This is a genomic window from Roseateles agri, from assembly GCF_034043675.1.
Taxonomy (GTDB): Bacteria; Pseudomonadota; Gammaproteobacteria; order Burkholderiales; family Burkholderiaceae_C; genus KK5.
This window is the reverse complement of the sequence record NZ_JAXCLA010000008.1, coordinates 81,302-105,721: the sequence shown is the minus strand read 5'-3', so window position 1 is coordinate 105,721 and position 24,420 is coordinate 81,302. Positions and strand designations below refer to the sequence as shown.

Genomic DNA, 24,420 nt, shown 5'->3' with positions numbered 1-24,420 from the left:
GTCCTCAGCGCGGGGTACTCGCCAGCGCCAGCAGCGACATCTGGTTGAAGAAGAACATCCCGTCCAGCTGCCAGCTCGTGTACTTGCGCAGCGTGTTGGCCAGCGTGTAGGGCGTGTACCAGCAGTTGTGATCGGGGTGCACCGCCTCGACGAAGGTCTGCGCGCCGCAGCTGTAGTCGAAGTGGCGGCGGAAGCAGCTGTAGGCGTCGGGCACGGTGATCGCGTACTCGTCGGCCTGCAGGGCCTCGAGCTGCTTCAGGAAGTCCTCAACGTTGCCGACGTGCTCCATCACCTCGGGCACCAGCACCAGATCGTAGTGGTCCGTCACCTGCGACCAGTCGGAGAACAGCCGGCCCTTCAGGTGCGGGCGCATCTGGTCGAACACTTCCGCGTGGATGTCGAAGCCGTCGAGCTGCGCGCAGACCTTGTCCAGCTGCAGGTGCAGCGACTGGTTCAGGTCGGTGATCGGCCAGTCCACGCAGCCCACGTGCAGCACGCGCCGGCCGGCGCACATCTGCTGCAGCACCTCGATGCGGTTGCGGCCCTTCAGGTCCTCGCCGACGCGGATCTTCTGCGTGAAGTAGGGCGCGTGCGCCGACTCCAGCGGCGAGACCGGCGTCTTCGGCGCGCCCAGCAGGATGTTGTTGCCTTCGGTCGTCATGCCGCGATCGCCTTCTTGTGCAGTTGGTCGTAGGTGCCCAGCGTGCTGCCCCATTCCTGGTCGGCGAACACATGGCCGCGGCCGCCGTAGCGGGCTTCGCTGCTGAAGTGGCGCGGGATGAAGAAGTGGCTCGGCCAGATCGTCAGCCGGTCGTACTGGTAGAGGCGGTGGCATTCGGTGAGGAACAGCGGGCCCACGCTCTGCCAGGCCATGCGGTCGTCCACCTGCGGCATGTTCATCAGGTCCTGCACCATCTTCGCGAAGAAGGGGTTGCGCGGCGCGGCCGCCACGTAGCCGGCGGCGATCAGGCCGGGGCGGATCACCTCGTTCTCCCAGCAGGCCATTGCGTCGCACTCGAACAGCCAGGGTTCCAGCGGGCGCTGGCAGATGCTGTCGGCGTCGACGACGAAGCCGCCCTCGCGCCAGAGGATCTCCCAGCGCATCAGGTCGGCCACGCCGTTGAGCTCGCGCTGGGCCATCGCCTGCATGTGGCGGCTGGTGACCCAGGGCGTTTCGGCCAGCTCCTTGTTGCCCCAGACCTTCAGCTGCCAGCCGGGATTCTTGTTGCGCCAGGTGGCGATGCAGTTGTCCGGGCGCCTCGACTCGTCGCCGACCCAGATCGTGTGAATGACGCGGGGGATCATCGTGATCTCGCTCCGTTGAAGTAATGGGTTATCCGAGCGTGCCGGCGACGTTGATTTCTCGCATCTCGGGCACCTCGTTGTAGGAAAGAACATGCAGCCCCGGCGCGAACAACCGCGCGTAGCGGGCCAGCAGCGGGCGGATCTGCGGCATCACCAGCAGCAGCGGTGCCTTGGCCTGGTTCTTCATCGTGTCGCGCGCCGCGGGCATGTGCTGCTGCAGCTGCGAGAGCAGTTGCGGGTCGACCGGGAAGCTGTCCAGCGCCAGCTTGGCGTTGGACTGGCGGGCCTGGTTCAGCGCGCCGAGCAGCAGGTTCTCCAGCTCGTTGCCGAGGTTGAACACCGTCATGCCGCCGACCGGGCCGCACAGCCCGCCGACGATCTGGCGGCGCAAGGTCACGCGCAGTTCGGCGGCCAGGAGGATCGGGTCCTTGGTGGTTTCCACGTTGTCCATCAAGGTGCTGGCGATCGGCACGATGTCCTTGATCGACACACCCTCGGCCAGCAGCAGGCGCAGGATCTTCAGCAACTGGCTCGGCGTGTAGGCCTTGTCCAGCGCGGCCGAGAGCTTGGGCGACTGCACGGCCAGACGCTCCAGCAGCGCGGAGACGTCCTCGAAGCGCAGCAGCTCGGCCAGCTGGTCGCGGATGATCTTGGACAGGTGCGTGGCGATCGTGCTGGGCACGTCGACGACCTGATAGCCCAGGCCCAGCGCGTGCGCCTTCTGCGCGGCCTCGATCCAGATCACCGGCAGGCCGTAGGCGGGGTCCAGCCCCGGCACGCCGTCCAGTTCGCCATAGACCTGGGCCGAGGCGATGGCCATCAGCCGGTCCGGGTACACGTCGGCCTGCGCGATGACGGCGCCGCTGAGCAGGATCGAATACTGCGAGGGCTTCAGGGTCAGGTCGTCGCGGACGACGCAGGCCGGGATCAGCAAGCCCATCGCCTCGCTGAGCGACTGGCGCATGCCCTTGACCCGCTTGAGCAGCGGCGCGCCCTGCGCCGGATCGACCAGCGAGACGAGCTTGTAGCCCACCGTCACCGCCAGCGCCTCCACCTGCGGCAGCGCGCGCCAGTCCAGCTCGGGTGCGGGCGCGGTGAGCAGGGCGGTCTCCAGCGCCGGTGTGTCCGCGGCCGCCGACTTCGGCCGCTGGCCGGCGCGCTGCGCCATCCGCCAGCCGGCATAGCCCAGCGCCGCGGCGAAGCCGAGGAAGGTGGTCGTCGGCATGCCGGGGATCACGGCCAGCATCACCATCACGCCGGCGGCGCTGTAGAGCACCGTCGGCGAGGCCAGCAACTGCTCGCCGACCTGGTCCTCGAAATCGCCCGAATCGCTGGTGCGGGTGACGATGATCGCCGCCGCGGCCGACAGCAGCAGGGCCGGGATCTGCGCGACCAGGCCGTCGCCGATTGTCAGCAGTGCGTACTGGCGGAAGGCATCGGCGAAGCTCAGGTCGTGCATCAGCGCACCGATCGCCACGCCGCCGACCATGTTGATCAGCAAGATCAGGATCGACGCGATCGCGTCGCCGCGCACGAACTTGGAGGCACCGTCCATCGCGCCGTAGAAGTCCGCCTCGGAGCCGACCTCCTTGCGCCGCTGCTGCGCCCGCTCCTGGTTGATCAGGCCGGCGTTCAGGTCGGCGTCGATCGCCATCTGTTTGCCGGGCAGAGCGTCCAGCGTGAAGCGCGCCGACACCTCGGAGATCCGCTCCGCGCCCTTCGTCACGACGACGAAGTTGACGACCATCAGGATCACGAAGACCACGAGGCCGACGACGAAGTTGCCGCCGATGACCACGTTGCCGAAGGACTCGATCACCTGGCCGGCGGCGTGCGTCCCCTCGTGGCCGTGCAGCAGCACGACACGGGTGGACGCGACGTTGAGCGTCAGCCGCATCAAGGTGGTGGCCAGGATGATGCTCGGGAAGACCGAGAAGTCCAGCGGCCGGCGGCTGTTGACGCTGACCAGGATCACCACCAGCGCGAGCACGATGTTGAACGTGAAGAGCACGTCCAGCAGGATTGGCGGCAGCGGGAGGATCACCATGGCCAGGATGGCCATGAGGAAGAGGGGGCTGGCGATGCGGTGGCGCTTCAGTTCGGCGCTGATGCGTTGGAAGAAGTTCATGGATGTTGCTCTGAATTTTTCGCGCTAGTCGTTCGCCAAGGTGCCGGGTCTCGCCCCGGCGGGCGACTCACTTTCTTTGCTTCGCCAAAGAAAGTAAGCAAAGAAAGGCGACCCTGCTTCCGCCGCCCTCCGCTTCGCTGCGGGTGCCCTGCGATGCTCGCGACTTGGGCCCCGCGCCAAACTCGCTGCGCTACGCTCCGCTCAGACAGACGGCGCGAAGTCAGATCACGAGGTTCGCTGCGCTCACGGTCCCAAGCCGCTGCGCTTCTCGGCGGCTGCACAAGGGGCCCGAAGCCTGATCGGCTCGCTGCGCATCGCCTCGATGGGGCGCTCGCTGCGCGGCGCCCGTCGTGGCGAGACCCGGCACCGTGGCAGAAGCCGAATGCAACGAGGTTCATGTCAGCTCCACCGGCACCGGCAAATCCACCGGCAACTCCGGCTCAGACCGCCGCGCCCCCCGCCGAAACGCATCCACCTGCATCACATAGCTCAACACCTGCGCCACCGCCTGATAGAGCGAAGCCGGAATTTGCTGCTGCACCTGGCTCGTGTTGTAGATCGCCCGCGCCAGCGGCGGCAATGTCAGCACCTGCACCTCGTGCTCCCGCGCGATCTCGCGGATGTAGAAGGCCATCTCGTCCACGCCCTTGGCGACCAGGAACGGCGCCTCGGCACGCTTCGCGTCGTACTTCAGCGCCACCGCGTAGTGCTCGGGATTCATCACGACCACGTCGGCATCGGGCACCGTCTGGCGCACGCTGCGGCGGGCCAGCGCGCGCTGCAGTTGGCGCACGCGCTGCTTGACCTCGGGCCGGCCTTCCATGCTCTTGTGTTCTTCCTTGATCTCCTGCTTGCTCATGCGCTGGCCCTGCAGGAAGAAGAAGGTCTGCAGCGGCACGTCGACCAGGGCGAACAGCAGGAACACCGCCACCATCGTCATCACGCCGCTGCTCATCAGCTCGGCGCCGCGCAGCAGCGCGCGGTCCAGGCTCATGCCTTGCAGTGCCGCGTAGTCGCTGGCCATGCCGTGGCCGACGTGGATCAGCGCGGCGATCAGGCAGCCGGCTTTCAAGAGCGACACGCCGAGGTCGCTCAGCGCCTTCGGACTGACCAGGCGGCCGAGGTTGGCGATCGGGTCGAGCCGCGCGAAGTCGGGCAGCCACTTGCCCATGTTGAACACGAAGCCGCCGGGCAGCAGCGAGCCGGCCACCGCCGCGGCGGGCACGATCAGCAGCGGCGCCACCATCTTCACGACCAGCAGGATCGCGACGAGCGGCAAGGCGGAGCCCAGGTTGTCCAGCGCGCCTTCGCTGCCCAGCGGTGCGTAGGAGAGCTGGAACAGCGTGCGGAAGTCTTCGAGGTAGCCGGGCATCAGCGCCAGCAGCAGCTTGAAGCTCACGAGCACGCCGATGGCGGTGGCGAGATCGCGCGAGCGCACGACCTGGCCCTGCTCGCGCGCCTTCCTCAGCTTCTGCTGTGAAGGCTTCTCGGTCTTGTCGCCGGCGTCAGTGGACATGCAGGTCTTTCTCTATCATGTCCAGTACGCTGCGCGTCATCGCGAGGTAGTGCTCGGGCACGTGGACCATCACCTGCGTCAACATGAAGAGGCCGAACAGCGTGACGAGCGAGAAGCCCAGCGAGTACAGGTTCAGGCTCGGCGCCACGCGGTTCAGGTAGCCCATGCCGATCTGCACGACCAGGGTGGAGAACACGACCGGCAGTGCCAGCAGCATCGCGGCGGAGAGCACCCAGGCGACGTTGTAGACCACCGTCTGCATGGCGAGCGTGCTGAGGCCGGCGCCGACCGGCCAGGCCTTGAAGCTCGCGCCAAGCACCCCGGTCAGCAACAGGTGACCGTCCACCGAGAAGAAGGTCAGCATGCACAGCACGTTCAGCAGGCCGGTGACGACGTCGCTGGATGCACCGTTCATCGGATCGTTCATCACCGCCATCGACAGGCCCAGCTGCGAGGACAGCAGGAAGCCCAGCGTCGTCACCACCGACACCACCAGATGGAAGGCCAGCCCCAGCGCGAAGCCCAGGATCGCCTGCTCGCCGGTGGCCACCAGCGCATGCATGGACAGCGGATTGATGACCTGCGCCGTGGCCTGCGATGCCGGCATCAGCACCACGGCCAGCACCAGCGAGAGCAGCACCCGCACGGTGACCGGCACCATGCTCTCGCCGACGATGGGGCTCGCGCTGAACATGGCCAGCACGCGGCAGAACGGCCACCACAGCGCGCTCAGCATCGTCACCAACTGGTTGAACGGCAGGATCTCGTCCATCGTCTAGCCGATGAGCGTGGAAGCCCGCTGGAAGATCGACACGCAGAAGTCCATCAGGTAGCCCACCATCCAGCGGCCGGCGAGGCCCACCACCAGCAGGGTCACCAGCAGTTTGGGCAGGAAAGACAGCGTCTGCTCGTTGATCTGCGTGGCGGCCTGGAACAGGCTCACCAGCAGGCCGACGACGAGGCCTGGCACGACCAGCAGCGTGACCAGCAGCATGACGACGTGCAGCGTTTCGCTGATCAGGTCGGTGGCGACTTCGGGCGTCAACATCTCAATAGGCCCTGACCGACGTGACCAGTGTGTTCACCGTCAAGGTCCACCCGTCCACCAGCACGAACAGCAGCAGCTTCAGCGGCAGCGAGATCACCAGCGGCGACAGCATCATCATGCCCATTGCCATCAGCACCGACGAGACGACCAGGTCGATCACCAGGAAGGGGATGAACAGCATGCAGCCGATCTGGAAGGCGGTCTTCAGCTCGCTCAGCACGAAGGCCGCAAGCTTGACGGTGAAGGCGTGGTCCTCGGGCTTGTCGATCTTGCCTTCGCCGGCCAGCGCGGAGATCTGGGCGAGGGCGCTCTTGTGCGTTTGCGCGAGCATGAAGCGGGAGATCGGCGCGGCGGCGATCTTCAGCGCCTGCTCCAGGCCGATGCGGTCCTGGTCGTAAGGCTGCATCGCCTCGGTCCAGATCTGGTCGCCCACCGGCCGCATCACCAGCATCGTCAGGATCAGCGCCACGCCGGTGATCAGCCGGTTCGGCAGGCCCTGCTGCAGGCCCAGCGCCTGGCGCAGCAGCGACAGCACGATCACGAAGCGCGTGAAGCTGGTCATCATCAGCACCAGCACGGGCAGCAGCCCGAGCAGGGTCATGATGATCAGGACCTGCGTCTTGACGGTGAACTCGTTCGCCGCTCCGCCCTCGGCCGCGCCGGTGATCTTCAGCGTCGCGCCGATCACTGGGTGCGCCAGCAGCAGCAGGCCGAGGCCGGCGAGCCGGCCCAGGGTCTTCTTCATGGGGCGCTCGTCAGCCGGCGAGGCTGTCCAGGTCCAGGCCGGCGATCTCGATCACCTTGAGGCCGTAGTTCTCGCCAGCGACGACGACCTCGGCACGGCCGATCGTGCAGCCGTTGGCCTTCAAGGTCAGCGGTTCGCCGGCCAGCGTGTCCAGCTCGACGACGCTGTCGGCGCCGAGCGCCATCAGGTCGGCCAGCGAGACGCGCGCCTCGCCGACTTCCAGGGTCAGGGTCACGGGGATCTTGCGCATCAGCTTGGGCAGGTCGCGCGAGGGCTTGGCCGGCGTGGCGTCGACGATGGCGGGCTGGGCGTCTTCCACCGGCAGGTCGGCCAGCAGGGCATCGAGCGAGGTCGTGTCGTTGGTCATGATGGTGTGTGTGGATAACGAGTTACTTAATCGGCATCGGTGAACGAGGTCAGGCACAGCTTGCCCTGGTGCTCGGCCACGCTGGCGGTGAACAGGCGCTCGCCGTCCACGAGGACTTCGGTGGCCTTCAGGCTCACCGGGATCACGGCGCCGGGCTTGAGGTCCATCAGCTCGCCCAGCGGCATCTCGGTCTGCAGCAGGCGTGCGGCCAGCTTCAGCGGCAGGCGGGCTGCGAGCTCTCGCGGCTGGGGCAGGGCGGTGGTGGCGGGTGTGGCCGCGCGGTGCGGCTCGCGCTCGCGCAGCAGCTGGTTCATCCAGGCACCGTCGATCGCCAGCAGCAGGGTGCTGTCCAGGCCTTGCGACTCGTCGCGCACCGGCACGCGGATCAGCCAGGCGTCGGGCGTCGGCGCCAGGCGCAGCGCGGGCGCGAAGGACACGGCGGCCGCGGCGGGCCCGGTGTCGATCAGGCGGGTCGCCAGGCCCTGGAGGATCTGCTGGCCCAGCAGGCCGGTGAGGCGCTCTTCGGTGCTCGTCTCGGCCGGCGCCGCGTCGGCCGTGCCCGCCTGCGGCGCCTGGGCGCCGTAGCGGTAGTGCATGACGCTCAGCACCAGGCTGCGCTCCAGCAGGCAGGAGAGGCGGCCCGGGCGGTGCTCGGCGCTGAGCCAGGCGCCCGGCGGCAGCGGCGTGCCGGCGGGCTCGATGCCGATTTCGCCCAGCGCGTAGCCCGCGCGGTAACGGCGGTTCAGCGCCTGGCGAAACAGGTCTTCGATCAGGCTGCGCAGTTCGCTCGCGAAGTCCTTCAGCAGATGGACCGGACGGCCGAGGCTGCGCGGGTCCAGCACCGTGTGCCGGTGCGGCGCAAAGGAGGTCGGAACTTTGAGTTTGGCGGTCATGGGTCGGAATCTTCGCCACAAGGGCAGGCGGGCGAATTCTAGGAGTATTGAAGTCAATTCAATTGCCTCCGAATTAATCAGATCCGTTGCGCCGGAAATAACTCACACAAATACCAGTCATTCCGCTTAAGCACGCTTGATTTCCGGTCGCCATGAAACCATAGTCAAAGCTATACACAAAAGCCGTCATCGCTTCGACATAATTGTGCGCATAGCGAATGAACGGGGCCGAGCCGCGGCGCCCGGTCATGCCGGGGCGTGCACAAAGTCACGCTGCGTTTCGAATATTCCTGAATATGTTGCTGCAAGCTTGCGGCAGTGCAGCAGCGTAGATACAGTTCGCTACATCAGGGCACACCCGAGCGAAAGCCGGGGTCGCAAAGCCTCCGGTCTAAAGCCGGTCGAAGCCTCTCACTGAGGCGCTTCAACCGGTCACGATAGCGGGGTTGCCAGACCTGAAGTCTGTTGGGCTCGTGTGCCGCGCGAGTCCTATGCAGGCCTTCATCGTCTGCCGGATCGTTCCCGCGATCCGTTGTGGCCCCCCTGGCCAAGCAAGAGCTGTGCTTCTGGAACAAGAACCCGAACATCGAGGGAATCCGGAAGATGAACCAGCACCGCGCCATCGCCTCCCATCCGCACTGTCTGCTGCCTCGGCAGCCGGATCGGCCGTGCCTGCGGCGCTGAAATCAGCCCGGTTCCCACTCTCAAGGCGTCGGCCTTGAATCAAAACTTAAATACTGTCGCGCGAATTGCGCAGGCGGAAAAACCAGGGGAAGTCATGGTGGTTATAAATACGCCTCCATGAGGTTTGTCGCAGGATTGTTCGGATGCACGTCACGAATCCGAAATGTCGAAATCAAATAATCCTGCGACATATCTAGAAGACGCGCCAGATTAAATATCTGTCGCAATCCAGGTAATGCAATTTTCAGGTCTTTGAATAAAAGGCCGTGGCCTTGCTTTGCCTGCGATTTTCTCTGCAACTGGTATTTATCGACCCAGGACGACGATGAACATTCCAGCGAATCCTTCCGCAAACGCTTTCGAAATGGCGATCCAGCAATCGCTGGGCCGTATCGATGGCGATGCGGCGCAACTCGGCGGTGCGGTCGCGCCCGTGGCGGCAAACGGCGGCGCGGCGGCATCCGGCGGCTTCGCGCAGTCGATGCAGGACGCGCTGCAGCGCGTCGACGGCAAGGAGCACGCGGCCGCCGACCGCATGGCCGCCGTGGACAGCGGCCAGAGCGACGACCTCGTGGGCGCCATGCTTTCCAGCCAGGACGCCAGCCTGTCGTTCTCGATGCTGATGCAGGTGCGGAACAAGGTGATGGGCGCGATGGACGAACTCATCAAGCTGCAGCTCTGACGCTGTCGATCAGCAAGACCTGACCCCGTCCACTCCTCCTCGAACCCCACATGCTCAAGACCCTGTCCTCCCGCCTCGGCTTCGCGCCCAAGCTCCCCGCCATGCCGGCCGGCCTGGCGCGCAGCCTGGTGCCGCTGCTGGCGCTGGCCGTCGGCGGCACGGCGCTGGCGCTGATGCTGATGTGGCGCGACCAGTCGGCCTACCGGCCGGTGTTCGGCCAGCGCGAGAAGGTCGCGGCCGGCGAGATGATGCAGGTGCTGGATGCCGAGCACATCGCCTACCGCGTCCATCCGGAGAGCGGCCAGGTGCTGGTGCCGGAGAGCCAGCTCGGCCGCGTCCGCATGCTGCTGGCCGCCAAGGGCGTCGTCGCCAAGCTGCCGGGCGGCCTGGAGCTGATGGACCGCAACGATCCGCTGGGCGTCAGCCAGTTCGTGCAGGACGTGCGCTTCCGCCGCGGCCTGGAAGGCGAGCTGGCGCAGAGCATGATGGCGCTGGACGCCGTCGAGGGCGCGCGGGTGCACCTGTCGATCGCCAAGTCGTCTTCGTTCGTCGTCAACGACGGCGAAAAGAGCAGCGCCTCGGTGGTGCTCACCTTGAAGCCCGGCCAGCGCCTGTCCAACGAGCAGATCGCCGCGGCGATCAACCTGGTGGCCGGCAGCGTCGCCAGCCTGGACCCGCAGCGCGTGAGCCTGGTGGACCAGGCCGGCAACCTGCTGTCTGCCCGCGTGGACCTCAGCGAAGGCGCCGAAGGCGTGGCCGCCCAGGGTAGCGACGCCGCCAAGCGCTTCGAGGACGAAGTGCGCCGCAATGTGCGCGACATCCTGGCGCCGACCCTGGGCGAAGACAACTACAAGCTCAGCGTCACCGCCGAGGTCGACAACGATCGCGTGCAGGAAACGCGCGAGCAGTACGGCGATGCGCCCAAGGTCACCAACGAGGCGATGCGCGAGGAAACCGATCGCGAGCGCATCGCCATGGGCGTGCCCGGCTCGCTGAGCAACCGGCCGGTGAACGCGCCGTCAAGCGCTGCCTCCGGCCCCGACGACGGCAACGCCGCCAGCGCCCGCAAGAACGCCACGACCAAGCAATACGCCTACGACCGCAGCATCACCCAGATCAAGCGCAGCCGCGGCCGCCTGGCCCGGCTCAACGTGGCAGTGGTGCTGAACGACGCCGCTGCGCCGGCAGGCGCCAAGCAATGGGCGCCCGCCGAGCTGAAGAAGATCGAGACCATGCTGGCCGCGGGCCTGGGCGTCAACGCAGAGCGCGGCGATCGCCTGAGCGTCACGCCGCTGCCGTTCCCGAGCCGCCCGGCCGTCGAGCCCTGGTACGAGCAGAAGGACACCTTGATCGACCTCGGCGGCTACGTCGGCTACGGCGTGGCGCTGCTGCTGGGCTACCTGCTGATCGCCCGCCCGGCGCTGCGCCTGGCCAGGCAGGCGTTGACGCCCGCCGCCACGCCGACAGCCACCGCGATCACGCCGCTGGAGCCGCTGATCGAGACGAACGGCGCGGCGCCGCAACTCGGCAACGAGTCTCAGCCCACCAACGCGACGCCGGCACTCGCCAGCGATGCCCGCAGCGCGATGCCCGTGGTGCCGCTGCTGGAGAACTTCGAGCTGCCGCCGCCGGGCTCGCCCGTGGACGTGCTGGTTGACCACCTGAAGGTGCTCGCCGCCAAGGAGCCGGAGCGCGTGGCCGAGGTCGTCAAGCAATGGGTTCAGAAGAAGGTGACAACCGCATGAGCGCCGAACAAACCAAGCTGAGCCACATCGAGCAGGCCGCCATCGTGCTGCTGAGCATGGGCGAGGAGCCGGCCGCGGCCGTGCTGCGCTGCCTGTCGCGCGAGGAACTGCTGGAGGTGACCCAGGTGATGTCGCGCATGAGCGGCATCAAGGTGGACTCCGTCAAGGTCTCGCTGCAGAGCTTCTTCGACGACTACCGCCAGCAGAGCGGCGTGCACGGCGCCTCGCGCAGCTACCTGCAGCGCTCGCTGGGCCTGGCGCTGGGCGGCGACATCGCCGGGAGCGTGCTCAAGAGCATCTACGGCGACGCGATCCGGCCCAAGATGGCGCGGCTGCAATGGGCCCCGCCCAAGTGGCTGGCCGACACCATCGCCGACGAGCATGTGCGCATGCAGGCCGTGTTCCTCGCCTTCCTGCCGCCCGCGCTGGCCAGCGAGGTCATCAACGCATTGCCGGCCGCCGGCCGCGACCTGGTGCTGCTGAACGTGGCCCGCCTGTCCGAGGTGGACGGCGAACTGCTGGCCGAGCTGGAAGAGCTGGTCGAGCGCTGCCTGACCGGCCTGGGCGCGCAGGGCGCCACGGTGGAAGGCATCAAGCAGGCGGCCGAGATCATTAACCGCATGCCCAAGGACCGGGCGCAGATGGTCGAGCTGCTGCGCGCGCACGACGCGGAGGTGGTCGGCGAGATCGAGGTCAGCATGTACGACTTCTTCCTGCTGTCGCGCCAGCCCGAGGCCGCGCTGACCCGCATCATCGAAGAGGTGCCGCTGGAGCTGTGGGCCGTGGCGCTGAAGGGCGCCGAGCCCGCGGTGCGCGACGCGATCCTTGCCGCCATGCCGCGCCGCCAGGCGCAGAGCTTCGAGGACCTGATCCGCCGCTCCGGCCCGGTGCCGATGAGCCGCGTCGAGCAGGCCCGCGAAGAGGTGATGGCCCGCGTCAAGGCGCTTGCCGACGCCGAAGAGATCCAGATCCAGCTGTTCGCCGAGGCGACGGTCGAGTGATGAACAAGACGATGCGTCCGCACCGTTTCCCGCCCTTGGCACAGGTCCATGTGTCGAGCTCGGAAAGCGGCATGGCCGATGTCCAGGCCGCCGTGGCCGAGGGCTTCCAGCAGGGCCTGGCCAAGGGCTACGACGAAGGTCATGCCCAGGGTGTGGCGGCCGGCAATGAATCCGCTCGGGTAACGGGTTATGCGGACGGCATGGCCGCTGGCCGCAAGGACGCGCAGCAGCGCTTCGAGCCCGTCGCCCGGCCGGTCGACGCACTGTTCGCCGAGCTGCAGCAGCTCAAGACCGACTACCAGGCCGCCCAGCGCAAGGAGGTCGTCGACCTCGTCGCCCGCGTGGCCCGCCAGGTGATCCGCTGCGAGCTGACCCTGCAGCCGACGCAGCTGCTGGCCCTCGTCGACGAGACGCTGGCCGCGATGCCGCCGGCGCGCGATGGGTCGATCGAGGTGCACCTGAACCCCGAAGACCTGCAGCGCATCACCGAGCTGGCGCCCGAGCGCGCCGCACAGTGGACGCTGCTGGCCGATGCGCGGCTGGAAAGCGGCGAATGCCGCGTCAAGGCCGGCGACCGCGAGGCCGACGCCGGCTGCCGCCAGCGCCTGGCGGCCTGCATGGAGCAGGTCTCGAACCAGCTGATGGACGCGGGAGGCCAGCCGTGATCGCCGAAGCGCTGCGCCGCCTGGAGCTGGACGATGTGCCGGTCGCCACGCCGACCGGCCGCCTCGTCGGCGTCACCGGCCTGCTGCTGGAGAGCGTCGGCTGCGCGCTGCGCACCGGCCAGCGCTGCATGATCGAGATGGGCCCGGGCCAGCCGTGGATGGCGGCCCAGGTCGTCGGCTTCAGGAACGAGGTGTCCTACCTGATGCCGTTCAAGAAGCCGGAAGGGCTGATGACCGGCGCGCGCGTGCTGCCCGCGCCGGAGCGCACGCCGCAGATGATCGGCACCAGCTGGCTGGGCCGCATCGTCAACGGCCTCGGCGAGCCGATGGACGGGCTCGGCCGGCTCGGCGGCGACACGCCGCTGCCCAGCCAGCCACCCAAGGTCAACCCGCTGCGCAAGACCCCGGTGCACGAGCCGCTGGACGTGGGCGTGCGCTCGATCAACGGCCTGCTGACCCTGGGCCGCGGCCAGCGCGTGGGCCTGATGGCCGGCTCCGGTGTGGGCAAGAGCGTGCTGCTGGGCCTGATCACGCGGCAGACGGTGGCTGACGTGGTCGTCGTCGGCCTGATCGGCGAGCGCGGCCGCGAGGTGCGCGAGTTCATCGACATGAGCCTGGGCCCCGCCGGCCTGTCGCGCTCGGTCGTGGTGCTGGCCCCAGCGGACGAATCGCCGCTGATGCGGCTGATGGCCACCGAGCTCTGCCACACGATCGCCGCCTACTACCGCGACCAGGGCCTGCACGTGCTGCTGCTGGTCGATTCGCTGACCCGCTATGCGATGGCCCGCCGTGAGGTGGCCCTGGCCCTGGGCGAGCCGCCGGCCACGCGCGGCTACCCACCCAGCGTCTTCTCGATGCTGCCCGAGCTGGTGGAGAGCGCCGGCAACGGCGAGCACCCGAACGGCAGCATGAGCGCCATCTACACGGTGCTCGCCGAGGGTGACGACCAGCAGGATCCGGTCGTCGACACCGCGCGCGCCATCCTGGACGGCCACATCGTGCTGAGCCGCTCGCTGGCCGAACGCGGCCACTACCCGGCCGTCGACATCGGCCAGTCCATCAGCCGCTGCGCTGCGCTGGTGGCGGGCAAGCCGCAACTGGCCGCCGCCGTGCAGCTGAAGCAGCTGATGGCCCGCTACGAGCAGGTGCGCGAGCTGCTGCCGCTGGGCGCCTACGTGCCCGGCTCCGATCCGCAGACCGACCGCGCCGTGCAGCTGATGCCGCGCATCGAGGCCTTCCTGCAGCAGGGCACCCGCGAAGCGGCGCCGATGCAGCAGGTCTTGGCCCAACTGGAGGCGCTGCTCGCATGAAGCACTTGAGCCTGCTGATCGAGTTGCGTGGCCGCGAGCTGGAGCTACGCCAGGCCGAGCTGGCCGCCTGCCTGGCGATGTGCAGCCGCGTGGAGACGAACATCGAGCGCCTGAAGGCGCTGGCCCACGGCGTCGGCGGCGGCAGCAATGCCGGCCTGGCGCTGAATGCCATCGCCTACAAGCAGTCGCTGCTGCAGCTGGCCGACCAGCAGCACCAGGAACTCGCGCTGCGCCGCAGCGAGGCCAGCCAGGCGCAGCAGGCCGTCAGCGCTGCCGCGCGCGAGCAGGAGGTGCTGGACCAGCTGCTGCGCCAGAACCGCGCCAAGGCGCTGCTGGCCGAAGGTCGCCGCGCCCAGAAGCAGCAGGACGACCTGGCGACCCAGGTGTGGCTGCGGAGGGCCGCCCCATGAGCGGATTTAAGCCCGTGGCCACAACGGTCGCCCTTTCCTCGGGAACCAGCAACCCGGAAAGGATCCCGTCATGACCAGCAGCATCAGCGCCAGCACGCTCGACCCGGCGACCACCGCACAGCAGCTCGCCACCGCCTACACCCAGCAGACCCAGAGCCTGCTGGACACGCAGACCCAGGCCGCGCAGGCCACGACGACCGGCCTGACCCAGCTGAAGTCCGCGCTGGACACCTTCAGCAGCGCGCTCGCCGGCCTGTCGACCAAGAAGTCGCTGAGCCAGCTGGGCGCCAGCTTCAGCAACAGCGCGATCGGCACCGCCACGGCCAGCGCAGGCGCGCTGCCGGGCAGCTACCAGATGTATGTGCAGCAGCTGGCGACGAAGAACCAGGTGGCCTTCCAGGACCTGCCGGCCATTCCCGTCTCGGCCGGCGGCTCGCTGGGCGTGTCGCTCGCCAACGGCACCAACTTCAACGTCGACCTGAGCAGCGCCGACACCGATGGCGACGGCACCCTGTCGCAGACCGAGATCGCCCGCGCGATCAACCAGGCTTCCGGCAACGGCGGCTCGCTGACGGCCATGGTCGTCAGCAGCGGCGGCACCACGCAGCTGATGCTGTCCTCCGGCGTCAGCGGCGCCGGCGGCGCGATCTCGCTGGACGCGAGCAGCCTGCCGGCCAGCGGCCTGAAGACCGCGCTGTCGGCCGCGCCGAACCAGCTGGTGGCCGCGCAGGACGCCATCGTCTGGATGGGCGCCAAGGACACCGGCGTCAAGATCCAGCAGGGCAGCAACACGCTGAACGTGATCGACGGCGTGTCGATCAACCTGACGCAGGCCCAGGGCCCCAGCGACGCACCGGTGACCTTCACGGTCGCCAAGGACGATTCCGGCACGCAGGCCAATGTGCAGAAGTTCGTCGACGCCTTCAACGCGCTGCAGAAGACGCTGAACACGCTGACGGCCAACGCCGACCCGAAGAACAACACCGCCGCGGCGGCCTTCGCCAGCGATTCCGGCGTGCAGTCGCTGAAGGACCGCCTGGCCAGCATGGTGCGCAACACCTATGGCGGCCAGAGCCTGCGGACCCTGGGCATCAGCATCGACCGCGACGGCGTGATGACGCTGGACGCGACCAAGCTCAATGCCACCTTGGCCACCAAGCCGGCGGCGCTGGACGACTTCTTCGGCAGCACCGGCAGCAGCGTGACCGCAGGCACCGGCAGCGCGCTGTTCGGCGACCTGAGCAAGCTGGCCGACCAGTGGACCAACAGCGCCAGCGGCCAGATCAAGCAGCGCCAGGACTCGGTGCAGACGATGCAGAAGTCCATCTCTGACCGCCAGACCCGTCTCGACGATCAATACAACGCGGCCTACGCCCGCTACCTCACCCAGTTCACCGCACTGCAGCAGCTGCAGTCGCAACTGGACCAGACGACCAGCATGCTCGCCGCCCTGGGCACGAGCTAGAAAACACATGAGCCACGACGCCTATCAAAGCTACCAGTCCGTCAATCTCAACGCCCAGACCGCGCAGGCTTCGCCGGTGCAACTGGTCATCGTGCTGATGGATGGCCTGCTCGACGAGCTGGCCCGCGCCCGCGGGCATGTCGTGGCCCAGCGCTACGAGCTGAAGGCGCGCAGCCTGGACAAGTGCGTGGCCATCATCCAGGGCCTCTCCAGTGCCCTGGAGACTGACACCGGCGGCGAGGTCGTGGATAACCTCGCCCGCCTCTACGAATACTGCGCCGAGCGCCTCTACCGCGCCGGCGTCGACCTGAACGAAGCGCTGATCGACGAGGTCAGCAAGCTGATCCACACGCTGCGCAACGGCTGGGTGGCCGTGCAGGGGCAGGAAGCCCGTGGATAAGGCCTCCCGCATCAACGCGCTGGCGCAGCGCCTGCAGCAGGCCGGCGCCCGCCGCGACTGGCAGGGCATCAAGCGCGTGGACGCCGAGATCGCCGCGCTGGCCGCGCAGCTGGCCCCGCCGCCCGATCTGAGCGATGCCGAGCGCCAGGCCGTCGAACGCCTGCGCGCCGTGCACCGCCAGGTGGCCGCCCAGTGCGGCGCCGAGGTGAAGACGTTGGGCCAGACCCTGGTCCGCATCAACAGCCAGCAAGGCCGCTGGCAGGCCTACTCGCAGAGCAACCAGTGGGGCGACAGCGGCCTGTGATGGACATCCGGATGAAGACCCTCACCATGACCCCCACCGAGCCGACGAGCGTTGCCGCGCTGCCTGGCGCTGCCACTGCACCTGCGGCAGCTGCGACCGGCAACGCGTCGGCCGATCCGCTCGCCGCGCTGCTCAGCTTCGCCGAGCAGATGCTGGCGAACCAGCAGCCGGTGCCGGCCGCGCCGGCCGAGCCGCAGGCGCCCGTGGCCGCCGAAGTGGATGCCGCGCCCGAAACGACAGACCAGCCCGCCGACTTGGCCGGCACGCTGCCCCAGGCGCTGGCCGTGGCGCTGCAGATGCAGCCGCCGGCCGCTGTGCCGCACAAGGCCGCTGCCGATGACGAGCATGAGCACGAGCAGGCCGCCTCGCCGGCCGTCGTGCTGCCCGCCGCCGCGCCGATCCCGGTGCTGGTATCGGTTGCTGCTCCAGCCCCGGTCGCGCAAGACCTGGCACCGGATGTCGCCGCCAGGACTGCTTCCGCTCCGGCTTCGACCACCGCCCAGGTGATCGAAGCCAAGCCCTTTGTGCCCGATGCCGGCGTCGATGCCAAGCCGGCCGCCAAGGACGACGACGGCGCTGCCGCACCGGCCTTGCCGGTTCTTGCCGGCAACAACGCCACGGTCAGCACGGACACGAAGTTCAGCCTCCCGCAGGCCGCCCCGGTGCTGCGCCTGCCGCACGGCGATGCGCAGCAATGGCAGTCGCCGCTGATGCAGGCGCTGGGCGATCGCATCCAGCTGCAGCTCGCCACCAAGAGCGACACGGCCACGATCCGCCTGGAGCCGCCGCAGATGGGCCGCGTCGACATCGCGATCCGCCAGGACGCGACCGGCTCCCTGCAGGTCAACCTGAGCGCCACGCACGGCGAGGTCGTGCACCAGCTGCAGCAGATCAGCGAAGGCATGCGCTGGAACCTGGCGCAGCAGCGCCAGGGCGGCGAAGTCGTCGTGCAGGTCAGCGCCTCGGCGCCGGACACGGGTGCCGCGAGCACCGGCCGCGACGGCAGCGCGCCGCGCCAGCCCTGGCAGCAGCGTGATGAGGATTCGCAGCGCCCTGGCCGCGCGCTCGCGGCCAGCGACGAATCCACCTCTTCTTTCGCCCTGAGCTGAGCCCATGAGCAAGATCAAGATCGCGATCATCGCCACCGTCGTCGGCCTGCTGATGGCAGGCACCGCGGGTGGCGCCGTCTGGTGGGCGATGAAGTCCGCCAAGCCGGCCACGGAGGCCGAGGCTGAAAAGCACGAGGCGCCCAAGCCGGGGCCCGACTACCGCTACGTGACCTTGGACAAGGTGCTGATCATGCTGCGCAACCAGCATGGCGAGGCCGTCACGCACTACATGGCGATCGACCTCGTGTTCAAGGCGCTGCCCGAGAGCGAGAAGCGCACCAAGGACCACCTGCCGCTGCTGCGCACCGTGGCCGTGAAGGCGCTGTCCAGCTACACGGTCGAGACCGCCACGTCGATGACGGTCGAGCAGTTCGCCGCCGAGCTGAACAAGGCCTACGGCGACGCCTACGCCGCCGAGCACCGCGAGGCTCCGTTCGCGGAAGCGCTCATCGGCAAGCTGATCATCGAATAGGCCGGCGACGAGACCCACGCCATGCTGATGCAGACCGCCTACGCCACCGCTGCGCCCGCTGCCGCCGTCGTCGACGAGCAGCAGGCGCTGGCCGCCTATGCGCCGCTGGTCAAGCGCGTCGTGCGCCAGCTCAAGAGCCAGGTCAGCGCGATCATGGATCGCGAGGACATGGAGCAGGTCGGCCTGATGGGGCTCCTGGAAGCGCTGCGCCGCTACGGCCAGCCGGACGAGGGCTTCGGCGCCTTCGCCGCGCTGCGCGTGCGCGGGGCCATCCTCGACGAGCTGCGCCGCCAGGACTGGCGGCCGCGCTCGGTGCGCCAGGAGAGCCACAAGCTGCGTGACGGCGTGCGCGAGCTGCGCCGCAAGCTGGGCCGCGAGCCGGCCGAGGCCGAGATCATCCAGGTGCTGGGCATCACGGCGGCCGAGTACCTGGCCTTCCAGCAGGACGAGGGCGCCGAGGAACTGGCGAGCTTCGACGAGCTGGTGCAGGAACTCAGCAATGTGGCCAGCGACGTGCAGTCGCCCGAGCAGCAGCTGATGGTGCGCCGCAGCCTGGAGCAGGCGCTGCGCTGCCTGGACGAGCGCGAGCAGAAGGTGGTGCAGCTGTACTACGAGTACGAGCTGAACCTGAAGGAAATCGCCGCGGTGCTGGACCTCACCGAGGCCCGTGTCTCGCAGATCAACAAGGGCGCGCTGAGGAAGATGAAAGTCTTTCTCCAGCCCGCTTGAATGGGAAGTTAGCAAACATGCAACCGTTCATCGGCATCTTCATCGTCCTGGGCTGCATCTTCGGCGGCTTCTTCTTCCACGGCGGCAGCTTCGCGGTGATCTGGCAGCCGGTCGAGCTGGTCATCATCGTCGGCGCTGGCCTGGGCGCCATCGTGCTGGGCAACCCCAAGCACGTACTGTCCGAGATGCTGCTGCAGCTGAAGAAGGTGCTGACGCCCAAGAAGAAGAGCGGCGAGGAATTCCAGCGCCAGTTGCTGCTGCTGATGTACGAGCTGCTGCAGACGGCGGCCGGCGGCCTGAAGGCGCTGGACGCGCACGTCGAGGCACCGCACGAGTCGGTACTGTTCAAGCGCTACCCGATGGTGCTGGAGGAGCCCAAGCTGCTGCACTTCATCGTCGACAACTTCCGCCTGATGGCGATGGGCAAGATCAACGCCCATGAGCTCGAAGGCGTGTTGGAGCAGGAACTGGAAGCCATCCACGACGAGATGGGCCAGCCGGCCAAGAGCCTGCACAAGATCGCCGAGGCGATGCCGGGCTTCGGCATCCTGGCCGCGGTGCTGGGCATCGTGATGGCGATGAGCTCGGTGGCCGAAGGCGCGGGCTCCGGTGAGATCGCGATGATGGTGGCGGCCGCGATGGTAGGCACCTTCATCGGCATCTTCTTCTGCTATGCCGTGCTGGACCCGCTGTCCAACATGATGAAGCAGATCGTCCACGAGGAACTGGCCACGCTGGAGTCGGTGAAGGTCGTGCTGGTGACGCACGTGGCCGGCAAGCCGCCGCTGCTGGCCATCGACGCGGGCCGCCGCCTGGTGCAGCTCAACATCAAGCCGAGCTTCGCGGTGCTGGAGGGCTGGATCGAGAAGATGCAGAACCCGGGCGATTCCGAAGCGACGCCGCGCCGCCGCGCGACGGACCGCGAGCCTGGAGAGCGCCGTGCAGCCTGACCTGAAACTGGCCAAGGGTGGGCACGACGCCCACGCCACCATCGTCAAGCGCGGCGGCCGCCGCCACGAGGAAGAAGCCCATGGCGGCGCCTGGAAGGTGGCGTTCGCCGACTTCTGCCTGGCGCTGCTGTGCCTGTTCCTGGTGCTGTGGCTGCTGGCCTCGCGCAACTCCGAGCGCCTGACCGAAGTGCTGCGCTCGGCCGGTGCCAACCTGGTGGAAGAGGGCAACGGCCTGACGAACTCGCTGGCCGCCGGCTCGCGCGGCAGCATGATCGAGCGCAACCCGGTGCCGGCCCACGGCGAGCGCCAGGTGCAGGGCAAGTCGCAGCAGAGCAGCGACACCGACAACCCCGACGCCGACCCGCGCCTGAGCAAGTCGCGCTACGACACGCCGGCCGACATGAAGGAGCTGTCGCACCTGATCGAGCGCATGGCCGAGCGCGAGGGCCTGGGCCAGAACGTGCAAGGCGTGATCACGCCGCAGGGCCTGCGCCTGATGCTGCACGACACCGACCGGAACGGCATGTTCGAGCGCGGCAGCGCTATGCCCAACGCGCGCTTCAAGCACCTGCTGCGCCAGCTGGGCCCGGTGTTCGCGCAGATCGACAACCAGCTGATGATCATCGGCCACACCGATGCCACGCCCTACGTCGACGCCGGCAGCACCGGCTTCTCGAACTCGGCGCTGTCCAGCCACCGCGCGATGGCCGCGCGTCTGCACCTGCTGGAAGGCGGCATGCGCGAAGGCAGCGTGCTGCAGGTGGCCGGCATGGCCGAACGCGCGCCGCTGGACGCGGTGCATCCGGACGCGGCGGTGAACCGTCGCATCGAGCTGCTGGTGCTGACCACCGGCCAGTCGCGCGCCTTCGCGCAGATGTTCGGCACGCCGGCGCAGTCCTACCCGGTGACCGAGGGCCTGGACGCCACCGGCCCCGGCAGCGAGGCGCTGCTGAAGGGAGCGGCGCGGCCATGAAGACAACGAGAGGTGATCGCATGAAGATCAACGGCAGCAACCCCATCAATCCGGCTGCACCCGTGGCGGCGGCGGCACCGGCCGCGCCCGTGACGGCGCCGGCGGAGATCGACCGCGCCAGCGCCGCCGAATCGGCGCTGCTGAAGCCGGCCCGCGATGCGCTGGCGGCGCTGCCGGACGACATCGACGCGGCCAAGGTCGCCGAGCTGCGCGACGCGCTGGCCCGCGGCGAGATCAAGTTCGACGCCGGCCGGCTGGCCGCGCTGATCCAGCGCTATCACGGAGGCAAGGCGTGAACCTCGCCGACATCCTGCGACTGCTGCTGACCGACATGCAGGCCGACCTGCGCAGCTACGCGCGGCTCCACGGCCTGCTCGACGATCAGCTCGCCGCGATCACCCAGCAGCGCGGCGACGAGCTGCAGGGCATTGCCACGCAGGTCACCGCGCTGGTCGACGAACTCGACGGCCGCCGCGATCAGCGCCGCCGGCTCGTCGCGACGATGCTGGGCCGCAAGCACGAGCTTTCGATGAACGAGGCGCTGGAGCGCCTGCCGAGCAAGGCCGCCAGCGTGCTGCGCGACGCCTGGCAGGCGCTGGAGCAGGCGGTGCAACTGGCCAAGCAGCTGAACGCGCGCAACTGCGAGCTGATCGTCGAGCAGCACGCGCTGATGCAACGCCTGCTGGGCAGCAACCAGGACACCTATGCTGAACTCTGACTTCGGCTTCCTGCCGCTGAACAAGCAGCCCGGCACAACGACCGGCCCGGCAGCCAATGGTTCGACCAGCGGCCTCTACCGCGAGCTGCACGCCGAGGTCACGAGCTTCATCGAGAACGGCTCCGGCACCGGCTTCGCTGCTCCGGCACCGCATGCGGCACCGGCCGCAGATGCCGGCACGCCCGACGCGGACCAGCAGGCCTTCCTCGATCGCATCGCGCCGCTGGCCCGCGAGGCAGGCGCCCGGCTCGGCGTCTCGCCGGACCTGATCTCCGCGCAGGCGGCGTTGGAAACCGGCTGGGGCAAGTCCACCGCGGGCGGCAACCTGTTCGGCATCAAGGCCACCGGCGGCTGGCGCGGCGATGTCGCGCAGGCCACGACGACCGAATACGAGCAGGGCGAGGCCGTGCAGCGCAGCGAGGCCTTCCGCGCCTACCCCGATGCCGCCTCGTCCTTCCGCGACTTCACCGCGCTGATGATGAGCAACCCGCGCTATCAGGGCGTGCTGCACAGCGGCGACAACGCCGCGGCCTACGCGCAGGGCCTGCAGCGCGGCGGCTATGCGACCGACCCCGCCTATGCGGACAAGCTGGCCCGCGTGGCGGCCCGGATCCAGGGCGGCAAGTGATGATGAAGACGACGCTACTGGCCGAGACTCGCCGGGGCAACCTCGCCGGGGCCCACGACGCGCGCGCTGATGATGCGGCCCGTGTTGACGTTGCGCACGCGAATCGTCGCGGCGCGGGCGCCGGCGTCCAGCGCCTCGCCGGCGGCCTGCACCTCGATCTCGCCGTTGCGCGCAACGATGCGCACCGCCTCGCCGCGCTTGACCAGGATGGCCTCCACCAGCTGCCGGCGGCTCAGCGCCTGGCCGGCACGCAGCGGGCTGCGCAGCGCCTGGCCGGTGGCGGTATCCGCATCCGACACGGCGTCGGAACTGGACGTGATGTCGCGCCGTTCACGCAGCAGGTCGGCCTCGGCCAGCACGCGGCCGGAGGGCAGGGCGACGGCGGCGACGAGCACCTCGGCGCTCAGCTCGCCCTTCAAGACGAAATCGATGGCGGGAGCGGCGCTGGACGCGCAGCTCGCGCTGACACGCAAGCGGGCCGGCGAGCGCAGATCCTGCGCCTGCAGGCTCCAGGGCTTGCTGCACTGCGCCGCGGCACGGCGCTGGGCGGCGGCCGATCCCAGGGCCGGCAGTACGCGCACCTGCGCCTGCGGCTCGACGAGGCCTTCGCGCTGCGCCTGCTCGACCAGGGCCTGGCGCGCGAAGTCGGCCACCTGTTCCTCAAGGCTTGCGGCACGAGCGTTGAAGCACAGCACACAGGCAAGCAGTAGTGACACGCGAGAAGGAACAAGAAGCATGAGTATTGATTTCACCAAAGCGGTCGGCATCCATCCGGAGGCACTGAAGTTGCGCGCCGAACGGACCAAGATCCTGGCGTCCAACATCGCCAACGAAAGCACGCCCGGCTTCCAGGCGCGCGACATGGATTTTGCCTCCGCGCTGAGCGAGCGCGTGAATGCGGATGGCGCCGACGGCGGCCTCTCGCTGGACACCGGCGACGACGCGCTCAAGTACCGCGTGCCCTTCCACCCGGCGCAGGACGGCTCCACCGTGGAGCTGGGTGTCGAGCAGGCGCAGTTCTCGCAGAACGCGTCGGACTTCTCCACCAGCCTGCAGTTCATCAACATCCAACTGAAGGGCCTCGCCAAGGCCATCAACGGGCAATGAGTTTCAAAGCCATCAGCGAGATCGCGGGCTCGGCCATGTCGGCCCAGACCACGCGCCTGAACACCATCGCCAGCAACCTGGCCAACGCCACCTCCGCCGCCGGCACCGAGGCCGACGCGTACCACGCGAAGAAGCCCGTCTTCGCCGCGATCGCCAGCGGCGACGGCAGCGGCTCCCGCGTGCAGGTGATGGACGTGATCGACAGCACCGAGCCGCTGCGCCAGGTCTACGAGCCGGGTCATCCGCTCGCCAACGAGCAGGGCATGGTGTTCTACCCGAACGTCAACTCGGTGGCCGAGATGACCGACATGCTGTCCGCCTCGCGCGCCTTCGAGAGCAACGTCGAGGTGCTCGGCCGCGTCAAGTCCATGCAAACGGCGCTTCTGCGCCTGGGAGATAACTGATCATGACGACCGCCGTCAACAACAACAGCTCGGGCAGCGGCAGCAGCTCGAACGGTGCCATCGCCAGCAATGGCAACGACATCCAGAACATGTTCACCACGCTGCTGGTGGCGCAGATCAAGAACCAGGACCCGCTGTCGCCCAGCGACCCGAGTGCCTTCGTCAACCAGCTGACGCAGCTGAGCCAGATGGAAGCGCTGCAGAAGCTGGCCGACCAGGGCGGCGCCGGCAACAGCATGATGCAGAGCCTGCAGATGCTGGCGCTGGGCGGCCAGGTCGGCACCAATGTGCAGGCCCAGGTCGATGCGCTGAAGCTCGGCACCACGCCGGTCTCCACCCACTTCACGCTGGCCACGGCGGCCGATGCCGGCGCGCTGGTGCTGACCGGCGTCGACGGCGTCGAGCAGCGCGTGCCGCTGAGCAAGCTGGTCTCCGGCCAGAACGACTACACGCTGGACCCGGCCAAGCTGGGCATCGCGCCCGGCTACTACGCGGTGCGCGTGGAGACCGGCGCGAAGGAGACCGCCGGCATCGAGGTGTCGGCGACGCTGACCAACGTCAAGCTCGGCGCGAACGGCGCCGTGCTGTCCCTGGGTGCCGGCCTCGCCGAAGTCGACCCCTCCGCCCTGACCCAATTCAACGGCAAGCCCAACTGAGCAAGG

Annotated in this window: 30 protein-coding genes and 1 riboswitch; of the genes, 20 read left to right on the top strand and 10 right to left on the bottom strand. The window is 68.4% G+C overall.

The window, feature by feature from the left end; translation table 11 throughout:
- Positions 1 to 4: 4 nt before the first annotated feature.
- The 9 genes from SNE35_RS23285 to SNE35_RS23245 all read right to left on the bottom strand — a co-directional run bounded on the left by SNE35_RS23285 (position 5) and on the right by SNE35_RS23245 (position 8,002).
- The gene (locus SNE35_RS23285; protein ID WP_320425419.1) at positions 5 to 661 is read right to left on the bottom strand and encodes a class I SAM-dependent methyltransferase; all 657 of its coding nucleotides are present in this window, start codon (positions 659 to 661) and stop codon (positions 5 to 7) included.
- Entirely contained in the window at positions 658 to 1,305 is a 648-nt protein-coding gene (locus SNE35_RS23280; RefSeq protein WP_320425418.1) for a glycosyltransferase family 32 protein, read from the bottom strand. The genes SNE35_RS23285 and SNE35_RS23280 overlap by 4 nt, the downstream gene beginning before the upstream one ends.
- Positions 1,306 to 1,333: 28 nt before the next feature.
- Complete coding sequence (locus SNE35_RS23275; protein ID WP_320425417.1) at positions 1,334 to 3,433, bottom strand: flagellar biosynthesis protein FlhA; 2,100 nt, start codon at positions 3,431 to 3,433, stop codon at positions 1,334 to 1,336.
- Between the two features lie 394 nt (positions 3,434 to 3,827).
- Complete coding sequence (flhB, locus tag SNE35_RS23270) at positions 3,828 to 4,949, bottom strand: flagellar type III secretion system protein FlhB (protein ID WP_320425416.1); 1,122 nt, start codon at positions 4,947 to 4,949, stop codon at positions 3,828 to 3,830.
- Positions 4,939 to 5,721: a flagellar biosynthetic protein FliR gene (locus SNE35_RS23265; RefSeq protein ID WP_320425415.1), complete on the bottom strand. Its 783-nt coding sequence runs from the start codon at positions 5,719 to 5,721 to the stop codon at positions 4,939 to 4,941. Before SNE35_RS23265 ends, flhB begins: the two co-directional genes overlap by 11 nt.
- Before the next feature lie 3 nt (positions 5,722 to 5,724).
- A complete protein-coding gene (gene fliQ / locus SNE35_RS23260; protein WP_320425414.1) occupies positions 5,725 to 5,997 on the bottom strand; it encodes a flagellar biosynthesis protein FliQ in 273 nt (90 codons plus the stop codon).
- A gap of 1 nt (position 5,998) precedes the next feature.
- Positions 5,999 to 6,742, bottom strand: coding sequence for a flagellar type III secretion system pore protein FliP (gene fliP / locus SNE35_RS23255; protein WP_320425413.1), 744 nt, complete (start codon positions 6,740 to 6,742; stop codon positions 5,999 to 6,001).
- A gap of 10 nt (positions 6,743 to 6,752) precedes the next feature.
- Positions 6,753 to 7,109 (bottom strand): FliM/FliN family flagellar motor switch protein, encoded by a 357-nt coding sequence (locus tag SNE35_RS23250; protein WP_431312779.1) that lies wholly within the window; start codon positions 7,107 to 7,109, stop codon positions 6,753 to 6,755.
- 26 nt (positions 7,110 to 7,135) lie between these two features.
- The gene (locus SNE35_RS23245) at positions 7,136 to 8,002 is read right to left on the bottom strand and encodes a FliM/FliN family flagellar motor switch protein (protein WP_320425412.1); all 867 of its coding nucleotides are present in this window, start codon (positions 8,000 to 8,002) and stop codon (positions 7,136 to 7,138) included.
- Positions 8,003 to 8,343: 341 nt separating this feature from the next.
- Positions 8,344 to 8,456: riboswitch (cyclic di-GMP riboswitch) on the top strand.
- Positions 8,457 to 9,050: 594 nt separating this feature from the next.
- Here SNE35_RS23245 and fliE point away from each other — a divergent pair.
- The 17 genes from fliE (at position 9,051) to SNE35_RS23160 (ending at position 22,247) form a co-directional block, all read left to right on the top strand.
- Entirely contained in the window at positions 9,051 to 9,368 is a 318-nt protein-coding gene (gene fliE / locus SNE35_RS23240; RefSeq protein WP_320425411.1) for a flagellar hook-basal body complex protein FliE, read from the top strand.
- Between the two features lie 50 nt (positions 9,369 to 9,418).
- On the top strand, positions 9,419 to 11,113 hold the full coding sequence (gene fliF / locus SNE35_RS23235) for a flagellar basal-body MS-ring/collar protein FliF (protein ID WP_320425410.1): 1,695 nt from the start codon (positions 9,419 to 9,421) through the stop codon (positions 11,111 to 11,113).
- Complete coding sequence (locus SNE35_RS23230; RefSeq protein WP_320425409.1) at positions 11,110 to 12,114, top strand: FliG C-terminal domain-containing protein; 1,005 nt, start codon at positions 11,110 to 11,112, stop codon at positions 12,112 to 12,114. Before fliF ends, SNE35_RS23230 begins: the two co-directional genes overlap by 4 nt.
- Complete coding sequence (fliH, locus tag SNE35_RS23225; protein ID WP_320425408.1) at positions 12,114 to 12,779, top strand: flagellar assembly protein FliH; 666 nt, start codon at positions 12,114 to 12,116, stop codon at positions 12,777 to 12,779. The genes SNE35_RS23230 and fliH overlap by 1 nt, the downstream gene beginning before the upstream one ends.
- A complete protein-coding gene (fliI, locus tag SNE35_RS23220; RefSeq protein WP_320425407.1) occupies positions 12,776 to 14,089 on the top strand; it encodes a flagellar protein export ATPase FliI in 1,314 nt (437 codons plus the stop codon). The genes fliH and fliI overlap by 4 nt, the downstream gene beginning before the upstream one ends.
- Positions 14,086 to 14,499 (top strand): flagellar FliJ family protein, encoded by a 414-nt coding sequence (locus SNE35_RS23215; protein WP_320425406.1) that lies wholly within the window; start codon positions 14,086 to 14,088, stop codon positions 14,497 to 14,499. Before fliI ends, SNE35_RS23215 begins: the two co-directional genes overlap by 4 nt.
- A gap of 70 nt (positions 14,500 to 14,569) precedes the next feature.
- Positions 14,570 to 15,964, top strand: coding sequence for a flagellar filament capping protein FliD (gene fliD / locus SNE35_RS23210; RefSeq protein ID WP_320425405.1), 1,395 nt, complete (start codon positions 14,570 to 14,572; stop codon positions 15,962 to 15,964).
- Between the two features lie 7 nt (positions 15,965 to 15,971).
- Positions 15,972 to 16,364: a flagellar export chaperone FliS gene (gene fliS / locus SNE35_RS23205; protein WP_320425404.1), complete on the top strand. Its 393-nt coding sequence runs from the start codon at positions 15,972 to 15,974 to the stop codon at positions 16,362 to 16,364.
- On the top strand, positions 16,357 to 16,668 hold the full coding sequence (gene fliT / locus SNE35_RS23200) for a flagellar protein FliT (protein ID WP_320425403.1): 312 nt from the start codon (positions 16,357 to 16,359) through the stop codon (positions 16,666 to 16,668). Before fliS ends, fliT begins: the two co-directional genes overlap by 8 nt.
- Before the next feature lie 11 nt (positions 16,669 to 16,679).
- Positions 16,680 to 17,777, top strand: a complete 1,098-nt coding sequence (locus tag SNE35_RS23195; protein WP_320425402.1) for a flagellar hook-length control protein FliK — start codon at positions 16,680 to 16,682, stop codon at positions 17,775 to 17,777.
- A 4-nt stretch (positions 17,778 to 17,781) separates the two neighbouring features.
- Entirely contained in the window at positions 17,782 to 18,249 is a 468-nt protein-coding gene (locus SNE35_RS23190) for a flagellar basal body-associated FliL family protein (RefSeq protein ID WP_320425401.1), read from the top strand.
- A 21-nt stretch (positions 18,250 to 18,270) separates the two neighbouring features.
- Positions 18,271 to 18,978: a FliA/WhiG family RNA polymerase sigma factor gene (gene fliA / locus SNE35_RS23185; protein WP_320425400.1), complete on the top strand. Its 708-nt coding sequence runs from the start codon at positions 18,271 to 18,273 to the stop codon at positions 18,976 to 18,978.
- Between the two features lie 17 nt (positions 18,979 to 18,995).
- The gene (motA, locus tag SNE35_RS23180; protein ID WP_320425399.1) at positions 18,996 to 19,928 is read left to right on the top strand and encodes a flagellar motor stator protein MotA; all 933 of its coding nucleotides are present in this window, start codon (positions 18,996 to 18,998) and stop codon (positions 19,926 to 19,928) included.
- The gene (locus SNE35_RS23175; RefSeq protein WP_320425398.1) at positions 19,918 to 20,901 is read left to right on the top strand and encodes a flagellar motor protein MotB; all 984 of its coding nucleotides are present in this window, start codon (positions 19,918 to 19,920) and stop codon (positions 20,899 to 20,901) included. The genes motA and SNE35_RS23175 overlap by 11 nt, the downstream gene beginning before the upstream one ends.
- A complete protein-coding gene (locus SNE35_RS23170; protein ID WP_320425397.1) occupies positions 20,898 to 21,197 on the top strand; it encodes a flagellar biosynthesis anti-sigma factor FlgM in 300 nt (99 codons plus the stop codon). The genes SNE35_RS23175 and SNE35_RS23170 overlap by 4 nt, the downstream gene beginning before the upstream one ends.
- Entirely contained in the window at positions 21,194 to 21,619 is a 426-nt protein-coding gene (locus tag SNE35_RS23165; protein WP_320425396.1) for a flagellar protein FlgN, read from the top strand. The genes SNE35_RS23170 and SNE35_RS23165 overlap by 4 nt, the downstream gene beginning before the upstream one ends.
- A complete protein-coding gene (locus SNE35_RS23160) occupies positions 21,606 to 22,247 on the top strand; it encodes a glycoside hydrolase family 73 protein (protein ID WP_320425395.1) in 642 nt (213 codons plus the stop codon). The genes SNE35_RS23165 and SNE35_RS23160 overlap by 14 nt, the downstream gene beginning before the upstream one ends.
- A gap of 14 nt (positions 22,248 to 22,261) precedes the next feature.
- Here the strand turns inward: SNE35_RS23160 and flgA are convergent, their stop codons facing one another.
- A complete protein-coding gene (gene flgA, locus SNE35_RS23155; protein WP_320425394.1) occupies positions 22,262 to 22,900 on the bottom strand; it encodes a flagellar basal body P-ring formation chaperone FlgA in 639 nt (212 codons plus the stop codon).
- An 82-nt stretch (positions 22,901 to 22,982) separates the two neighbouring features.
- On the opposite strand from flgA, the gene flgB reads away from it, so the two are divergent.
- The 3 genes from flgB to SNE35_RS23140 are packed head-to-tail and all read left to right on the top strand — an operon-like array spanning position 22,983 to position 24,414.
- Positions 22,983 to 23,354, top strand: a complete 372-nt coding sequence (gene flgB / locus SNE35_RS23150; RefSeq protein ID WP_320425393.1) for a flagellar basal body rod protein FlgB — start codon at positions 22,983 to 22,985, stop codon at positions 23,352 to 23,354.
- Positions 23,351 to 23,758 (top strand): flagellar basal body rod protein FlgC, encoded by a 408-nt coding sequence (gene flgC, locus SNE35_RS23145; RefSeq protein WP_320425392.1) that lies wholly within the window; start codon positions 23,351 to 23,353, stop codon positions 23,756 to 23,758. The genes flgB and flgC overlap by 4 nt, the downstream gene beginning before the upstream one ends.
- A 2-nt stretch (positions 23,759 to 23,760) precedes the next feature.
- Complete coding sequence (locus SNE35_RS23140) at positions 23,761 to 24,414, top strand: flagellar hook capping FlgD N-terminal domain-containing protein (RefSeq protein WP_320425391.1); 654 nt, start codon at positions 23,761 to 23,763, stop codon at positions 24,412 to 24,414.
- Positions 24,415 to 24,420 lie beyond the last annotated feature (6 nt).

What these genes read in the sequence shown, in the direction of transcription:
- SNE35_RS23285 (WP_320425419.1), bottom strand. Translation starts at nt 661, where the DNA reads ATGACGACCGAAGGCAACAACATCCTGCTGGGCGCGCCGAAGACGCCG.
- SNE35_RS23280 (WP_320425418.1), bottom strand. Translation starts at nt 1,305, where the DNA reads ATGATCCCCCGCGTCATTCACACGATCTGGGTCGGCGACGAGTCGAGG.
- SNE35_RS23275 (WP_320425417.1), bottom strand. Translation starts at nt 3,433, where the DNA reads ATGAACTTCTTCCAACGCATCAGCGCCGAACTGAAGCGCCACCGCATC.
- flhB (WP_320425416.1), bottom strand. Translation starts at nt 4,949, where the DNA reads ATGTCCACTGACGCCGGCGACAAGACCGAGAAGCCTTCACAGCAGAAG.
- SNE35_RS23265 (WP_320425415.1), bottom strand. Translation starts at nt 5,721, where the DNA reads ATGGACGAGATCCTGCCGTTCAACCAGTTGGTGACGATGCTGAGCGCG.
- fliQ (WP_320425414.1), bottom strand. Translation starts at nt 5,997, where the DNA reads ATGTTGACGCCCGAAGTCGCCACCGACCTGATCAGCGAAACGCTGCAC.
- fliP (WP_320425413.1), bottom strand. Translation starts at nt 6,742, where the DNA reads ATGAAGAAGACCCTGGGCCGGCTCGCCGGCCTCGGCCTGCTGCTGCTG.
- SNE35_RS23250 (WP_431312779.1), bottom strand. Translation starts at nt 7,109, where the DNA reads ATGACCAACGACACGACCTCGCTCGATGCCCTGCTGGCCGACCTGCCG.
- SNE35_RS23245 (WP_320425412.1), bottom strand. Translation starts at nt 8,002, where the DNA reads ATGACCGCCAAACTCAAAGTTCCGACCTCCTTTGCGCCGCACCGGCAC.
- fliE (WP_320425411.1), top strand. Translation starts at nt 9,051, where the DNA reads ATGGCGATCCAGCAATCGCTGGGCCGTATCGATGGCGATGCGGCGCAA.
- fliF (WP_320425410.1), top strand. Translation starts at nt 9,419, where the DNA reads ATGCTCAAGACCCTGTCCTCCCGCCTCGGCTTCGCGCCCAAGCTCCCC.
- SNE35_RS23230 (WP_320425409.1), top strand. Translation starts at nt 11,110, where the DNA reads ATGAGCGCCGAACAAACCAAGCTGAGCCACATCGAGCAGGCCGCCATC.
- fliH (WP_320425408.1), top strand. Translation starts at nt 12,114, where the DNA reads ATGAACAAGACGATGCGTCCGCACCGTTTCCCGCCCTTGGCACAGGTC.
- SNE35_RS23215 (WP_320425406.1), top strand. Translation starts at nt 14,086, where the DNA reads ATGAAGCACTTGAGCCTGCTGATCGAGTTGCGTGGCCGCGAGCTGGAG.
- fliD (WP_320425405.1), top strand. Translation starts at nt 14,570, where the DNA reads ATGACCAGCAGCATCAGCGCCAGCACGCTCGACCCGGCGACCACCGCA.
- fliS (WP_320425404.1), top strand. Translation starts at nt 15,972, where the DNA reads ATGAGCCACGACGCCTATCAAAGCTACCAGTCCGTCAATCTCAACGCC.
- SNE35_RS23195 (WP_320425402.1), top strand. Translation starts at nt 16,680, where the DNA reads ATGAAGACCCTCACCATGACCCCCACCGAGCCGACGAGCGTTGCCGCG.
- SNE35_RS23190 (WP_320425401.1), top strand. Translation starts at nt 17,782, where the DNA reads ATGAGCAAGATCAAGATCGCGATCATCGCCACCGTCGTCGGCCTGCTG.
- fliA (WP_320425400.1), top strand. Translation starts at nt 18,271, where the DNA reads ATGCTGATGCAGACCGCCTACGCCACCGCTGCGCCCGCTGCCGCCGTC.
- motA (WP_320425399.1), top strand. Translation starts at nt 18,996, where the DNA reads ATGCAACCGTTCATCGGCATCTTCATCGTCCTGGGCTGCATCTTCGGC.
- SNE35_RS23170 (WP_320425397.1), top strand. Translation starts at nt 20,898, where the DNA reads ATGAAGACAACGAGAGGTGATCGCATGAAGATCAACGGCAGCAACCCC.
- SNE35_RS23160 (WP_320425395.1), top strand. Translation starts at nt 21,606, where the DNA reads ATGCTGAACTCTGACTTCGGCTTCCTGCCGCTGAACAAGCAGCCCGGC.
- flgB (WP_320425393.1), top strand. Translation starts at nt 22,983, where the DNA reads ATGAGTATTGATTTCACCAAAGCGGTCGGCATCCATCCGGAGGCACTG.
- flgC (WP_320425392.1), top strand. Translation starts at nt 23,351, where the DNA reads ATGAGTTTCAAAGCCATCAGCGAGATCGCGGGCTCGGCCATGTCGGCC.
- SNE35_RS23140 (WP_320425391.1), top strand. Translation starts at nt 23,761, where the DNA reads ATGACGACCGCCGTCAACAACAACAGCTCGGGCAGCGGCAGCAGCTCG.